The sequence below is a fragment of the Dolichospermum sp. UHCC 0315A genome, assembly GCF_008121535.1.
Classification (GTDB): Bacteria; Cyanobacteriota; Cyanobacteriia; order Cyanobacteriales; family Nostocaceae; genus Dolichospermum; species Dolichospermum lemmermannii.
The window spans coordinates 1,514,547-1,530,204 of the sequence record NZ_CP043056.1 but is presented as its reverse complement, the minus strand read 5'-3'; the positions used below and the strand labels follow the sequence as shown (position 1 = coordinate 1,530,204).

The following is a 15,658-nucleotide window of genomic DNA, read 5'->3' as shown; positions in this document are numbered from 1 at the left end:
TTGAGTTTCTTATCTGTTCCCTGTTCCCTATTCCCTGTTCCCTTTTTTGTAATGTAAATTTTGGAAAATTTAGATGTGTTCCTTGATGCTGAAAAAATAGCAAGTAAACCAGTTAAATTAGTCAAGATGCTAGTGGCTGTAAAAGCAGTCAAACTCCTATTCAACGTAAGTTCATTGAATAAGAAAGTTGTAGAATGAACAAATAACTCATCATTTGTTCAATTATTAATTAATATTCATCAATACACTATGACGAGCAGCGAACTGGAGCGGTACTACAGAATTTTAGAATTAGAGTTAGGGGCCACACTTGAAGAAATCAACCAGGCTTATAAAGATTTAGTGTTTGTTTGGCACCCGGACCGCCTCCCCAAAGACAACCTGCGCTTACAAAACAAGGCACATGAGAAGCTAAAATTATTTAATGAAGCTCGTGATAAATTGCGCTCTTTCCGGAATAAACAGCCCACTCCCGCTTATTCTCCAACACCTCAAGCCGATAAACCATCATCTACATACTCTTACTCACCACAAAAAACCTATCAACAACCACAGGCAAATTCAGATTTAAGTGGTAAAGATTTTAGCCGCGCTAATTTGAGTAATCGGGATTTATCAGGAAGAAACTTGAGTTACGCAAATTTAAGCGGTTCTAATCTCAGTGATACTTTTATGCACAAGGTGATTCTCAGAGGTGCGGATTTGTCAGAAGCCAATTTATTTAGAGCTAACTTACTGTTAGCAGATTTAAGAGATGCCAATTTACGCTCGGCTAATTTGATTGGTGCGGATCTTAGCGGTGCTGACTTGCGGGGTGCTGACTTGACAGGGGCGAGAATTCGTTCAGGCGATCGCCTGCTGGTAAAATTAATTGGTGCTAAATTAACTGGAGCAATCATGCCAGATGGTATAATTCATAACTAAAAACGACTTGAGAGGATAAAAAGTAAAAAAGTAAGTTAAAATTACTTACAAACTAAATCACCAGTGAGTAACAGTTCCTAGCCACTGAAATTAATAATATAGCCATACTCCATAATATGTGAGAGAATCTATTTCCTGCTGCTTGAGTGCATCAGTCAAGTTTAAATAGAAAATAGGGCTGCTATATTCACAAAATTTAATTATCAATGTGGCTTCCTGCTCCCGTTATACATCTGAATAGGTAGGAAAATTTAAAGTTAGACTAATACTTATTAGCCAAAAGCTTCTGGATTCCTGTACTATTGATGATTGACTGGTAATTGTTAAAAATAAATTATTTTAGTTCTATTAATGATCATGAACATTGCAATTATTGGCTGTGGTTATGTCGGTTGTGCCGTTAGCAAATATTGGCAGTCAAATAGTAATTTTATGCTGACGGCAACTACCACTAATCCCCAAAGGATATCTACTTTAGAAGCAGTAGCACAAAGGGTTATTGTCACTTCAGGTAACGATCTAGAAAGCTTGAAAGCTGTATTAAAAAATCAAGAAGTTATCTTATTAAGTGTCGGCGCAAAAACCGCTGATTCTTATGAAGAAACTTATGTAAACACTGCCAAAAATCTAGTTTCTCTCCTCCCCCAATTTCCTAATATTCACCAAGTAATATATACAGGTAGTTATTCAATTTATGGAGATAGAAACGGTGTATGGGTAGACGAAGAAAGCCCACCAGCACCAGCTAATCGCAATTCTCAACTACTGCGAAAAACAGAAGATATATTATTAACAGCAAATAATGACAATACCCGCGTTTGTATTTTACGTTTAGGAGGTATTTATGGACCCGGTAGAGAACTGGTAAAACTATTTAGTAGAGCGTCAGGAACAACCCGTCCTGGTAATGGGGAAGATATCAGCAATTGGATTCATCTTGATGACATTGTTAGTACAATAGAATTTGCTCGTGAGCAGCGCTTACAAGGTATTTATAATCTTGTAGATGATAGTCATCTCACAAATAAAGAATTACTTAATAATGTGATGACAAAAAATAATTTACCTAATGTTATTTGGGATGCAGATAATAAAAATACCCGCCCATATAATGCCTGGGTGTCCAATCAAAAACTGAAAGATGCTGGATATCAATTCATTCATCCTCACATGATTTTTTAGTTACTATTAAAAATTGCCATCATGTCATCATCTACAATCAGCAACTCCACAGCATCTCCAACCCAGTATTATAGTTGGCAAAACTACCGCTGTGCTTATGAAATTCATCAACCTCTTAATTCTACTGCTTCAGGTATTCCGTTACTTTTAATTCATCCTATCGGAGTAGGATTATCACGGCAATTTTGGCAGCGATTTTGCCGAGAATGGTATGATAAAAAGCACCAAAATCTTATTTATAATCCCGACTTATTGGGATGTGGTGAAAGTGATATGCCAGCTTTAGCGCATACACCAATTAACTGGGCAAAACAGTTAGAACACTTCTTGCAAACTGTGGTTAAACAACCCGTTATTATCGTAGTCCAAGGAGCTTTATTACCAGTTGCCATTGAATTAGTGAAACTGGAAAAAGACTTAATTGCTGGGTTAGTATTATCTGATCCTACATCTCGTCCAGTTATTACTAAAAATGCCTCCAAATGGCAACAAAACTTACTTTGGAGCATTTTTACATCTCCCATAGGTAATGCTTTTTTCCGCTATGCCCGTACCCGCAAATTTTTATATTCTTTCTCTGTTGAGAAATTGTTTGCTGTTAGTGAAAACGTTGATGATGAATGGCTAAATACTCTCATAGCAGATGCCAAAAATATGCGAGGGCGTTATGCTGTATTTGCTTTTTTAGCGAGATTTTGGCAAAGAGATTACAGTAGTGATATTGCCTCAATTCCGCACCGGACATTATTGGTTGTCGGAGAACAAGCTCGCGGTATTAGTAAAGAAAGTAAACCAGAAGCTCCCGACGAACGATTAGCATATTATCTGAATTGCTTACCTCAAAGTCAGGGAGTAAAAATCATTGGCAAAAATGTCATGCCCTATGAATATACTCAGGCATTTGTTGAGGCAGTATCTCCATTCATAGCTGATATTTCCTTATAATCTAAGTAGGTGAACGGGAAAAAACCGTAGACGCGGAGCGGCTTCTCGAAGAGTAATATGTAACGAAAAGTAAAATCGCCCAAACCCTCTTCACTCTTGCCTCTTGCCTCTTGCCATAACGACGATTTTCAATGCTAACCTACTTAAGATGAGATTTTTAATTGCCACTGCTATTTGAAATTTCATGATTTATGCACAGTAGGAGTTAAGCTGATTAAATCATCAATATTCCGTTTCATTGTTGTGCAAATTGCGTCTAAAGGTAAGTCATTTTCATCATAACCAAAGGGATTTTCTATTTCTAAACCAATGGCTTCAATACCTAATAACGTAAAGCTAACCAAAGCAGAAATTAACCCAGTCCACCAGCCAAGACTCTGAACTATTTGAAATGGCAAGAGGAAGCAATACAGTAATAATAATTGTTTAAGGTGAATAGCATAAGCTAGAGGCATTGGTGTTCTTAAAATTCGTTCACAAGAACCTAAATTATCTACCAAGATATTTAATAATTCCTGTAGAGATGTCAATTGATAACTATTAATGCAATGACGATTGTATTGCTGTTGTAAATAATCGCTAATCCAAAAAGCTACTTCCAAAGGAGGATTATTCATAATCTTTAATTTTATATAGTAAGAGTTTGGCATTAATTCTTCTAAATCATTATTGATAGGCTCACCTCGTAAATGTAGTTTTGTCGCTACGCCAAAAGCCACAAGTAAGTTTAAGGCATCAATTTTATTATTTTTATCCTCTGGTTCTTTTTCATCAATAGATACCCATATTTGTCTGGCTAAATTACGGGTAGTATTGACTATTGCCCCCCAGCATTTTCTCCCTTCCCAAAAGCGATCATAAGCTGTATTCGTGCGAAATACTAATAATAAACCTAAAACAATACTGGGAATAACAGTCCCTAAAATTGGCTGAGAAACGGGAATTTGAAGATGATAAAGTAGAGAAATTAAAACTCCAAAAGCACCACATAACAGCACCAGTTTGTAGATAGCAGCAATGACTGAACCTTTAATTTGTAGAGCGGTTTCAAACCATTGCGGTTTTTTCTGTACCATAAAACTCTCTGATATATTCAATATGAAATACAAGTAGGTGGGCGGAGGAAAATCAAAATATATTTCGTTTTGGGGAATGGCTAAAACTCAACCACAATAACGCATAGAGGCAAATTTACATCTTGTTACAAGTTTTGTTTATCTCCCGTCCACTTACTTAATATACAGGCAATTGTTACACCTACAAATACCTAATTAACGTTTTAAAATACCTGGCGACAAAAGCACCGCCAGGATAATATTAATGACCAGCTTCTTGAATTAAACCATCCAACTCTTGCTGCATTTTGCTTTTGACTAATTCATAGCATTCGTTCACATAAATGCGATCGCTTGCGGCTTCTTTTCCATACCTTGCAAACACAATCGGGGGACAAACCCTAGTATAGATAGGCACGGGCAAAGGAATATTCGGCCAAGGTCCAAAAGCCAATCCCCAAGGTAATCCCAGATAAACAGGAAACACCAAAGGATCTATCCCAAACAGCCAAGGCATCCCCATTTTATGAAATTGCTCCATAATTTCATATATGTCAGCCAAGACAATCAGAGTATCATGTGATCCCCAGGAAATTGCTGGTATAATCGGGACATTTTCCCGGAGTGCCAACTTAATAAACCCCTTCCGTTGGGCAAAATAAATTTTATCCCGCATTGCATGGGGTCGAAACACATCCTCAGCGCCACCAGGATAGACTAAGACACTAGCGCCAGCCCGCAAAGCCTTGTAAGCCATTTTCGGATGCGCTCTCACTGCACCAGCCTTCATCGCCATTTCCGCCGCCGGTGGCAACACATCCCAAACTTTAGGGTGCATCAAACCATAAATCGGTCTTTTCACACTAAAGCGACGCAACCAATCATATAACATCATGGATGTGTCCGGAGAAGCCAGTCCGCCATTATGAGAACCGACAATGAGAATTTTTTCATCTGGGACATTTTCCCAGCCACTGGTTTGGACTCGAAAATAGAAGTTATATAACAAGCCTAGTATAGGCATCATAGACTCGATGAACTTTGGATCTCGTTGATCCAAAGACCACCCTGTGTTAGTGTTTTGAGGATGTTTTAGTTTGAACATCAGGAAATTTTATCAGGATTTATACGGATGGAACAACCCGTTGTTTTTCAGTTTTATCAAGCCTAACGCAATCCTCCCATTCTTTCCCGCACTCTGAAGCAGTAATTCAGATATAAGTAGTCGGGCAAAATAAATTTCAGATTGAGGAGAGGGAACAGGAAAGGAATACAGAGATTTCTGTTTATGAAAAAAATGTGCAATTAATTTTGTTCAGTTACTTGCATGATACTTTTTAGGCATCCTCTCCGCCTACAAATATTCTTAATTTAGTCAATTACAGCCTTAGTTTTGAAAATATCCCATAGGAACTCCATCTGATTGCCTTCGTCTTGAGAATATAGACTATTCAAGATTAGTATATTCATAAATTGCGTTATCAACATTTAAGGTCATAGAAATAACATGAAAACTTTCAGGATATTTACAGTTGTTCCCGTCGGGTTAACCATGAGTTTATTGCTGACTCAGTCCAGTTTTGCCCAACCCCCACAACCCCCAACTACTAAAATTAAAAATCCTCTTGATATAGACCCCATAACTTTAACTGGTATCTCTGGAGGACAGGCAAAAACTGATTGCGGGTATACTTCCACTACACCCAGTCAAGTAATTGAAGTGACAGAGCCACTACCTTATCTACAGTTAACAGTAGAGGCTGAAGGACAGCCAACACTATTGGTTGAGGGACCAGGAGGGCGCTTCTGTGTACTCGGTAATGATGATATTGCGAGTAAACCAAAACATTCTGGCTACTGGACAGTAGGCAAATACTCAGTGTATGTGGGTGAATTGTCGAAACAAAAGTATAACTATACCATTTCCATTTCACAACACCAAAAATAGCGATTTTAGCTTTGTCTCCCCAATCCTATCCAGAAATTTAGATTTTGAGAGTCTAACATATCGTATTTTTGGCAACAAATTGGACTCCTAACATGATATTGGTATTACAGTGACTCAATAAAATCTTTGAGGGGAAATATGTTTAAAAGACTAATTGGTGTTGTTGTTGCTACTATTTTGCTGACATTACAGATGGTTGTCGGTACTGCAACAGCAATGCAACTAGATGAAGCTATCCGTACGGTGCCATTAAATGATCAAGGTGATACCGTCGTTCTCAGTTTAAAACAAGTCAAAGAAGGCAAAAGACTCTTTAATTTTGCTTGCGCTCAATGCCATGCTGGTGGTGTAACTAAGACTAACCAAAACGTGGGACTTGACCCAGAAGCTTTGGCAGGAGCTTTACCTAAACGCAATAATATTGTAGGTTTGGTGGACTATATCAAAAATCCCACTACCTATGATGGTGAAACCGAGATTTCTGAAATCCACCCCAGTATCAAGAGTGCGGATATTTTCCCACAAATGCGAAATCTGACGGAAGATGACTTGGTGGCTATCTCTGGACATATTCTCCTCCAACCAAAAGTTGTTGGGGCTAAATGGGGTGGCGGTAAAATTTATTACTAAATTATTCCCGTAGGCTTGATTCTATAGGTAGGGGTAAAGCAAAAACTAAACCCCTACTACTTTACTAATTTCTCAGTTGTACAGGCATAGCTAAATAGGTCATTTTCAAACCACCCAAAGGCGTGAAAATTACTGGAGTTAAACTTTGATTTAAGTGCATTTGAATTTCTGAAGATGGTAATTCCTTCAAACCTTCCATCAGATATTTGACATTAAAAGCAATGTCTATATCTTCTCCAGATATTTGGGCTGGCATTGATTCTGTACCACTACCAACATCTTGCGCTTCACAAGATAAAGTAATTTCTTGATTGGCATGATCAATACTGACTTTGACAATATTATTTTTCTGATCTGCTAATACAGCAATTCGTTCCAAAGTGCTGATAAATTGCTTTCTTTCTAATGTGACTTGGCGTTCAAATTGCCGAGGAATTAATTGCCGATAAGCGGGATATTGTCCTTCTAAAGTGCGGCTGGTTAACCGTTGATTTTGCCAAGCAAAGACAACTTGCCCTTGATCAAGATAGACAGCTACAGTTTCTTCTGATGTAGAATTATGTCCTAACATCCGTTGTAGCTCTCGTAATGCTCTTGCAGGTACTGTCACCTCTACCTGTTCGCTTCCCTCCACAGGACGCTCATTAGTAGTTTCCAAAACGGCTAAACGGTGTCCGTCCGTGGCTGCAAATTCTAAAGTATCTTGTTTCAGGGTTAAATGTACACCTGTGAGGACTTGCTTGGTTTCATCTGAACTGGTAGCAAATAAAGAACCTTTCAACCCTTCAATTAGTGCCGCAGTAGTGAGAGTAATTGCTTCGGCGTTTTCAATCACGGGTAATTCAGGAAACTCCTCTGCACCCATAGCCCGCACTTGATAACGTCCACTTTTGGGTTTGAGAGTAACAATTATACCTTCTCCAGTATTATCTCCTGATTGGTCATCAAGGGTAATTTCCCCTTCTGGTAAGCGAGAGGTGATATCTACAAGCAGTTTGGCAGGGAGAGCAATTGTCCCACCTTCTAATACCTCAGCAGTAAAACTGGTACGGATACCTAAACTGAGGTCAAAAGCTGTTAAACTGACTTGATTAGTTTCGGCATCTGCTTGTAATAAAATATTGGCAAGGACAGGGTGAGTTGGTCTGGACGGGACTGCACGACTGACGAGGGAAAGATTGCTACTAAGATCACTTTGAGAACAGATTAATTTCATCTTTAAAATCAATAATCAAAAGAATGGGTAATTGGTAATTGTAATTGGTAATGGGTAATCAGGTGATTAAGCGATTTCCCCATTACTTTGTGATTCTAACTGCTCAAAGCCTTGATAAACCGTTGCAAACTCTTAAACACACTGGGTTTTCTCGTAGGTGTAGCGTCCGTAGTGTTTTCCCTTTGTCCCCCCATGAGAATCGCGTCTAATTCATCACCGGAGGGTTTTTTAGGGAGTTCGGCAACTTTTTGATATTCACCCGCTGTTTCTAGCCATACTTCCCATAGTCCAGGGTAGCAGCGGAAAAGGGCAGATTCATCATCTACAGGACGGATATAGTAACAAGATTCGATGGTACTAATGAAGCGACGACGGGTTTCTCTGGCTGTGTAACCGATACCAACTACGCTGGAATCTTCTAGCCTGGGTGTTAACATGATGACAGGGCGTTCTCCAATCAGTTCACACAACTTTTCTAATTGTGGGACTTCTACAGAGGTGGGAGCAATAAATAGGAAAATTTCATCTTCTGGCTGAATTTTCGCTTCTAAAGATGCAGCCCTACCTGTACCAATATCGGAAATTTGGAATTGGGCATCTGTCCAATCACGACGGGCTAATGCAGCCGCACCAGCATCAGCAAAGAAGACTTTGAGACGGGATTCATATTCAGTGAACAGGGGAAGAAACTGTTCTGCAACTGTCATGAATTTGAGTTCTGGAAATAATAACTCAACTTGAATCCGAGTCATACCATCAGCTAAAGCTGATTTTACCGCTTCAGTTGATTGAGCGATCGCATCTTCTAGGGTTTTGGGTAGTTCAGCCATAGTTTACAAAGTCTCTATATCAATCTTTAATTATCTCACTATAGTTATTATTAAGAGTTGTTTCTAAAGTTATTTTCTGCAAACCTTTTTCTAAAGCTACTGAAAAACAGATAAAATCCGAGTAATTAGCACATTGTCTGACATGATTTTCAATGACGCGATTTATTCATGACCAATTTTCAAAGGACTATTTAGAAGAATTACTCAAACCCTATGGAGAAATTCAAGCACCTAGTCGCGTTGCGGCAGAAGTTCGAGAAATAGATGTATTATTTTCGCCTTTTTCTCCACAAAATGCTAGTTTAGAAACATTAGGGTTATTGGGGAAGATAGCCACTAAACCTGCAATCTTTGAACCTTTTCGCAATCCAGCAGCCAAAGAAGAAATATGTGATTGTCTGTTAAAATTACTGGAAGTGCGGAGTACATTACAAAGAGAAGCAAACCGCAATAAAACTTCTATTCAAAATATAGAAGTCCCGCAATTATGGATTCTCACTCCTACTGCATCTTCCACTATCCTCTCAGGATTTGGTGCAACTCAAAAACCAGATTGGGTTGCAGGAGTATATTTTTTACCTGAGTATTTACGGACAGTCATCGTGGCTTTGCATCAGTTACCATGTACTCAAGAAACATTGTGGTTGAGAGTATTGGGACGGGGGACTGTTCAAAAACAGGCAATTGATGAATTAGCAGCACTACCGACAAATCATCCATTTCGGAAAGTGACGCTAGAATTGCTGTACAACCTCCAAAAAAACTTGAACATTAATCAACAAATAGAAACAGATGATAGGGAGTTAGTGATGAGATTAGCACCGCTTTATCAAGAAGACAGAGAAAAAGCTAGACAAGAAGGAGAACAAGAAGGACAGCAACTAGGAGAACAACAGATAATTCTCCGGTTATTAAAGCGCCGATTTGGGGAACTTGAATTATCTTTAATAGGGCAAATTCAAGGATTATCTACTGATGAATTGGAATCATTAGGAGATGTATTATTAGATTTTTCAAAAGTTGGTGATTTAGAAGTTTGGTTAAGGGAAAAAGCCAGCCAACAATAGTGATTCTCTAATTATTGAGAATGGCACATCTGGTAAAAAAGTAGAGACGTTCCATGGAACGTCTTTACAAAGGTTTTAGCTCAAACAGTAGAAGCCTCTCACCTACCCGACAGGGAGGTGATGAGATGAATACAATACGCGGAAGTGACGAATTGCCCAACGAGCAAAATTAAGCGCAGCTTAATCAGTGTTGTTGGGCGATGTTAGCGCAGCGGCACGAAGTGCGGAATGAACACTTTGTTGATTTTTTTTCAAATATTTGATATAACTTTCAACAGTAGGTGTAACTCAATTAAATGCTGAAAAGCAGCCTATCAAAAAAATTAAAAATTATCTCAAAAAGTCCCTAGGGCATAGGGCTTTAAAGCTCGGTTAATGTCTTCATAGAGGAGTCGCCGAGAAGCCCACACTCACCTGTTCGCGCAAGCGTGCCACAAGGCATAAGGGAGTGTGTGGAGTATGTCACAAAGCGTATATTTAATTCCTTCTGTAAATTAACTTCATACTAAACATAGTTTCAGATTTAACAATAATTCTGCTATGATGGTTGACTGTGGCATTTGCTCCTAGTCTTGGTGCTTACCGCCCATTTAGCATTTTAAACCATTCGTCCGCCTAAGACTGAAGCCGTGAGTGGCGACAGGCCGATGTTATTTTTGGAGTTCTATGTCTTTTTCTAATCTCGGCTTGTCCCCGGAAATTGTCCGTGCTGTCACTGAGCGAGGATATAATCAACCCACACCAATCCAGAAACAGGCTATCCCTGTGGTATTGGCTGGTGGTGATATTATGGCTGGAGCGCAAACTGGTACAGGCAAAACTGCCAGCTTCACTTTGCCGCTGTTACATCGGTTATCTGCAAATAAGAACGTTCCCAGTCATTCTACTGGATTTTCCCCAATTCGGGCGTTAATTCTGACACCTACCCGTGAACTCGCTGCACAGGTGCAAGAAAGTGTCCGTGATTATGGTAAATACTTAAATCTGAATTCAATGGTGATGTTTGGGGGAGTCAGTATTGGTCCCCAAAAACAGAAATTGCGAACCCGCGTAGATATCTTGGTTTCAACTCCAGGACGATTGTTAGATCATGTTCAACAAGGGACTCTGAACTTGTCCCGTGTGGAAGTGTTGGTACTGGATGAAGCAGACCGAATGCTGGACATGGGTTTTATTAATGATATTCGCCGCATTCTTTCGCTTTTGCCCAAACAACGCCAGAATTTGCTATTTTTTGCGACATTCTCAGATAAGGTGAAAACTCTCGCGGCTGGGTTAGTACATAACCCGACAATGATTGAAGTTGCACGTCGGAACGTAACTGCGGCAACGATATCACAGAAAGTTTATCATGTTGACCGCGATCGCAAGCGGCAATTACTTTCTCATCTGATTCAGGAAAATAACTGGTATCAAGTATTAGTGTTTAGCCGCACGAAGCATGGCGCTGACCGGTTGGTGAAGCAGTTGGGTGAAGACCGCATTCAAGCCCTGGCTATTCACGGGAATAAGAGTCAGGGAGCGCGAACTCACGCTTTAGCAAAGTTCAAAGATGGGACTTTACAGGTATTGGTAGCAACGGACATTGCTGCACGAGGTCTTGATATCAGCGAACTACCTCACGTTATTAATTACGATTTACCTAATGTCCCAGAGGATTATGTGCATCGTATTGGTCGGACTGGACGCGCAGGTGCGGAAGGTCAAGCGATTTCCCTTGTATGTGTTGATGAACATCATTTGTTAGCGGATATTGAGCAACTAATTCAGCAGCGTTTACCGAAAGAGGTGGTGGCTGGTTTTGGAGTCAACCCGGAAATTAAGGCTGAACCAATTCCCAATGGACGCAAAGCTCCTTCTGGTGGTGGGAATCAGCGAACTCGTCGTTCTGCTCCTAAATCTGCTTCTTCAAAATCACCTAGACAGCCTTCTTCACGCACAGCAGCAGGTGATAAAAAGCCTGGTTCTAGTTCTCCTACTCCACGTCGTTCTGGTAAACGTAGGTAATAACTAATTTTACAATTTGGCGTTGGTGAATGACAGGATGATTTTATCGGGCTTCGCTAACACGCAGAGGCACAAGGAGCAAGAGTTTGAGAAATTACTTCAATTCAGCAACGCCAGCAATTTTTCGTGTTCACGATATAATTATTATAGGTGTTAAGATTATCTACTTATAAGTAAATTAATATGGATTTTGTTGTTTTAGATACTGAAGGAAATCCTAATTTAACTGAATTAGCTATTGTTGATAGTCAAGGTGTGCTAATTTATGAAGGTTTTTGTGATGGTAATTCCCATGGGTTTCAAAATGTTTTAAATCTCAAAAGTCTCAAAACTTTATTAACAGAATTTTTAACTGTTGTTGAAGGTAAAAAAATTATCTGTCACTATGCAGAACATGATATTGATATCCTCAAGCATAGTTTTCGACAAGTTGATTTACCTTGGCAAAATTTACAATTTGATTGTACTTGGATTTTGGCAAAAGACTGTTTTCCAAATTTAGAAAGTTATTCTTTAGAGTATCTGAGTAAATATTTGAATCTGCGAGCTAATAATCAATATTTTCTGCCGAATATGGCACATACCGCTAGTTATGATGCCAAATTTACTTATCATCTTTATAGAAAGATAATGTTAGAAAATCTCAAAAAACAACCTAATCCCTTTACTAGTAGTCGAGTTGATACTCCTTTTCAACATCATCCAGATTATACTGATACTTATCATCGAGAATTCCAGACTTTACAAACTGCTTTAAATAATATTAAATTAGATCCTAATCATCAGAGTAAAGGTGTAGTTGTTATTGGAGAACCAGGTACTGGTAAAACTCATTTAATGATGCGACTTGCTAATGAGAGATTATCAAGTAATAGATTACTATTTATTCGTCAACCGAATAATGCCCAATTTGTACTTTATCATATTTATAGTAGAATTTTAGAATCCCTAGTTGAGAAAGCCGGAAATTTACCTCAATTATACTCTTTAATTATTAACACTTTTCGGAAAATAGTTAGTCTTAATGATAGAGATGTTACACAAAAAGATATAGATATTTTAAAAGCCTTATATGATTTAGAAGATAATAGTATTAGTGCTTTAAGTAAAGAAAATACACAACGAAAACGAGAATATTGGCAATATATAGAAAAGACGATTAATGAATGGTGGATGAGTAATTATGCTCCGGGTAGTTTTGCTTTATCTATCATTAAAGGCATGGTTAAATATTGCAGTTATACAGATTATAAATATAGAAATATTAGCACTCGTTGGTTAGCAGGAAATGTTTTAACTGACGAAGAAGCTGAAACCGTTGGTTTACCAAATTGGGGAGAAGAAATTAGTAAAGAAGCTTTTTCTTTAGAAGCTATTTCAGTTTTAGGTAAATTATCTGTTTTAGATGAACCTTTAATTATTATTTTTGATCAATTAGAAGGTTTAGGACTCCCTCACAATCAAGAAATCTTGTTAAATTTTGGGGAAGCTATCAAAGAAATTTTCACTCATGTTCCTAATAGTTTAATTATCTTGAATTTATTTCCTGATAGGTGGGAAAAATTTCAAACAATATTTGATCAATCTATTATTGGGAGAGTATCTCAATATCAGGTTTCTTTACGTCAACCGACAGAAGCGGAAGTTAAATCTATTCTCAAAGTGAAAATACAAACTGTAGATATTACCTTAGAACAGTTATTTTTACCTGAAGATTTAGATGATATTTTAGGTAAAAAACCTATTCGTGCGGCTTTAAATCGGGCGGCTAAATACTATGATTATAGAGTTAATGGAATTTCTTTACCAGATGAAAGAAAACTAATTCGGGAATTAGATAGTAATGAAAAAATAGAACAGCAATTAAAATTTTTACAGCAACAGCAACAAACATCAATGGAAGTTTTAAGTCAGCTAATTCAAGCTATACAATCACCTAATGCTGTTGATTTAAGCAACTTACAGAATAGATTAGCAACTTATTTATCTGGTGAAACTACAATTCCCGTAAATCCTGTAATTGAATATCTGAATGAACATAGAATTGAGTTAGAACAAAAATATCATAATCCATCTATTATTAGTGATGGTGATGATGTTGGTAAATTGAAAAATATTGCTGAAGCTTTAACTCATATCCAGTCATTTAAATTAAGCCAATATCGTTTAGGGAAAAAGGTATTACCAGAACATATTGTTATTGAAAGAGGAAATCAGTATCATGTAATTGCTTTTTTAGAAATTAGTGGTACTCCCTTTACGAGTCGGATTAGTAATTTCAATGAATTAGTTATTAATAATTCTCAAAGCCAATTTTATTTAATCAGAGATGAACGTCAACCAGGCATTACTGCTAAAGTCGGTAAAGAAAGAATGCAACAACTAGAAAACAGTGCTAATGGGAATTTTGTTCTCTTCAATAAAGAAGATAGAATTCTCTTCGATTTGATTTATGATCTAATTATCAGTATTCATAATAAAGATTTAGAGATAGATTTGGAATCAGCTTTAACTTTTGTTACTACTCATCAAGAATGGTATCACTGGATTTTTACAAAGTTTGGTTTTACTCCACCCAAAAAATAAAATCACCATAGTTTGAATTTATGAAAATACTCGTCCTCAATGCCGGTTCTAGTAGCCAAAAGAGTTGTTTATATGATATAAAATCCCCAATTCCTAATGTAGCCCCCCAACCTCTTTGGGAAGGGAAAATAAATTGGACTCAAAACCAAAATCAGGCAGAAATTACAGTCAAAACTGCTACAGGTGCAAAACTGCAAGAAACCATTTCTGGTGATTCTCGACAGGTGCAATTTACTCATTTGTTATCTACTCTTATCAATGGTGAAACCAAGGTAATTGATGATTTATTAGCCATAGATGCGGTAGGACATCGGGTAGTGCATGGTGGTGAAGATTACCAAGATGCTGTGATAATTACTGAAGATGTGAAACAGGCGATCGCTCACCTATGTAATCTAGCCCCAGCGCATAATCCAGCCGCTTTAGCTGGCATTGAAGCCATTGAAAATAGTCTAGGGAATATCCCCCAAATTGCAGTTTTTGATACCGGATTTCACCACACGTTACCCGATGCCGCAGCCATCTATCCTATCCCCTATCAATTAGTTGAACAAGGTATCCGTCGTTACGGCTTTCATGGCATCAGTCATCAGTATTGTGCTAATCGAGCAGCAGAAATTCTGGGTCAAGATTTACAATCTCTACGGATAATTACCTGTCATTTAGGTAATGGTTGTTCTTTAGCCGCCATCAAAAATGGTTGCAGTATTGACACAACAATGGGATTTACTCCCCTGGATGGTTTAATGATGGGTAGCCGCAGTGGTTCAATTGATCCAGGGATTTTAATTTATTTACTGCAACAGTATAATTACTCTAGTCAAGAATTAGATAATGTGTTAAATAAGGCTTCTGGATTAAAAGGTATTTCTGGAATATCAAGTGATTTAAGGGAGGTAATAGCCGCAAAAGACCAAGGTAATCAACGCGCTCAACTAGCTTGGGATATATACGTACATCGTCTCCGGGCTGGTATTGGGGCAATGTTGGCTAGTTTAGCAGGTTTAGATGTTTTAGTTTTTACTGCTGGAGTCGGCGAAAACTCCCCAGGAATCCGTCAAGCTGCTTGTGAAGCCTTGGGATTTTTGGGACTAAAAATTGATGCTGATAAAAACCAGCGCCAACCTATTGATGTTGATATTGCCACATCTGATTCAACAGTGCGAGTATTAGTCATAGAAACTCAAGAAGATTGGGCGATAGCTCAAAAATGTTGCCAATTGGTGCAACAATAATAGAATTGAGGAACTATCCTCATTTTAAATTTT

The 15,658-nt window shown here is 38.1% G+C and carries 13 protein-coding genes; 9 read left to right on the top strand and 4 right to left on the bottom strand.

The window, feature by feature from the left end:
* Window positions 1-249: 249 nt before the first annotated feature.
* From BMF77_RS07100 to BMF77_RS07090, 3 genes are all read left to right on the top strand, one after another.
* Entirely contained in the window at window positions 250-924 is a 675-nt protein-coding gene (locus BMF77_RS07100) for a pentapeptide repeat-containing protein (RefSeq protein WP_148761728.1), read from the top strand.
* Between the two features lie 357 nt (window positions 925-1,281).
* The gene (locus BMF77_RS07095) at window positions 1,282-2,106 is read left to right on the top strand and encodes an NAD-dependent epimerase/dehydratase family protein (protein WP_015079563.1); all 825 of its coding nucleotides are present in this window, start codon (window positions 1,282-1,284) and stop codon (window positions 2,104-2,106) included.
* Between the two features lie 21 nt (window positions 2,107-2,127).
* On the top strand, window positions 2,128-3,051 hold the full coding sequence (locus BMF77_RS07090; protein WP_148761726.1) for an alpha/beta fold hydrolase: 924 nt from the start codon (window positions 2,128-2,130) through the stop codon (window positions 3,049-3,051).
* 182 nt (window positions 3,052-3,233) lie between these two features.
* On the opposite strand, the gene BMF77_RS07085 is transcribed toward BMF77_RS07090, so the two are convergent.
* Window positions 3,234-4,127, bottom strand: a complete 894-nt coding sequence (locus tag BMF77_RS07085; RefSeq protein ID WP_148761724.1) for a bestrophin family protein — start codon at window positions 4,125-4,127, stop codon at window positions 3,234-3,236.
* Between the two features lie 241 nt (window positions 4,128-4,368).
* Window positions 4,369-5,211 (bottom strand): lysophospholipid acyltransferase family protein, encoded by an 843-nt coding sequence (locus tag BMF77_RS07080; protein ID WP_148761722.1) that lies wholly within the window; start codon window positions 5,209-5,211, stop codon window positions 4,369-4,371.
* 402 nt (window positions 5,212-5,613) lie between these two features.
* Here BMF77_RS07080 and BMF77_RS07075 point away from each other — a divergent pair, with 402 nt between their 5' ends.
* Together BMF77_RS07075 and psbV are read left to right on the top strand one after the other, a co-directional pair.
* Window positions 5,614-6,054: a hypothetical protein gene (locus tag BMF77_RS07075; protein WP_148761720.1), complete on the top strand. Its 441-nt coding sequence runs from the start codon at window positions 5,614-5,616 to the stop codon at window positions 6,052-6,054.
* A gap of 138 nt (window positions 6,055-6,192) precedes the next feature.
* Complete coding sequence (gene psbV / locus BMF77_RS07070; RefSeq protein WP_148761718.1) at window positions 6,193-6,684, top strand: photosystem II cytochrome c-550; 492 nt, start codon at window positions 6,193-6,195, stop codon at window positions 6,682-6,684.
* A gap of 64 nt (window positions 6,685-6,748) precedes the next feature.
* Here the strand turns inward: psbV and dnaN are convergent, their stop codons facing one another.
* Both dnaN and BMF77_RS07060 read right to left on the bottom strand, forming a co-directional pair.
* Complete coding sequence (gene dnaN, locus BMF77_RS07065) at window positions 6,749-7,900, bottom strand: DNA polymerase III subunit beta (RefSeq protein ID WP_148761716.1); 1,152 nt, start codon at window positions 7,898-7,900, stop codon at window positions 6,749-6,751.
* 95 nt (window positions 7,901-7,995) lie between these two features.
* Window positions 7,996-8,730 carry a DUF1995 family protein gene (locus BMF77_RS07060; RefSeq protein ID WP_015079556.1) on the bottom strand — a complete coding sequence of 245 codons (735 nt, stop codon included), beginning with the start codon at window positions 8,728-8,730 and terminating at the stop codon, window positions 7,996-7,998.
* A 152-nt stretch (window positions 8,731-8,882) separates the two neighbouring features.
* On the opposite strand from BMF77_RS07060, the gene BMF77_RS07055 reads away from it, so the two are divergent.
* The 4 genes from BMF77_RS07055 to BMF77_RS07040 all read left to right on the top strand — a co-directional run bounded on the left by BMF77_RS07055 (window position 8,883) and on the right by BMF77_RS07040 (window position 15,625).
* On the top strand, window positions 8,883-9,797 hold the full coding sequence (locus BMF77_RS07055) for a DUF4351 domain-containing protein (protein WP_148761714.1): 915 nt from the start codon (window positions 8,883-8,885) through the stop codon (window positions 9,795-9,797).
* A 666-nt stretch (window positions 9,798-10,463) separates the two neighbouring features.
* Window positions 10,464-11,804 (top strand): DEAD/DEAH box helicase, encoded by a 1,341-nt coding sequence (locus tag BMF77_RS07050; RefSeq protein ID WP_148761712.1) that lies wholly within the window; start codon window positions 10,464-10,466, stop codon window positions 11,802-11,804.
* Window positions 11,805-11,987: 183 nt separating this feature from the next.
* Window positions 11,988-14,390: an exonuclease domain-containing protein gene (locus BMF77_RS07045; protein WP_148761710.1), complete on the top strand. Its 2,403-nt coding sequence runs from the start codon at window positions 11,988-11,990 to the stop codon at window positions 14,388-14,390.
* A gap of 20 nt (window positions 14,391-14,410) precedes the next feature.
* On the top strand, window positions 14,411-15,625 hold the full coding sequence (locus BMF77_RS07040; protein WP_148761708.1) for an acetate kinase: 1,215 nt from the start codon (window positions 14,411-14,413) through the stop codon (window positions 15,623-15,625).
* Window positions 15,626-15,658 lie beyond the last annotated feature (33 nt).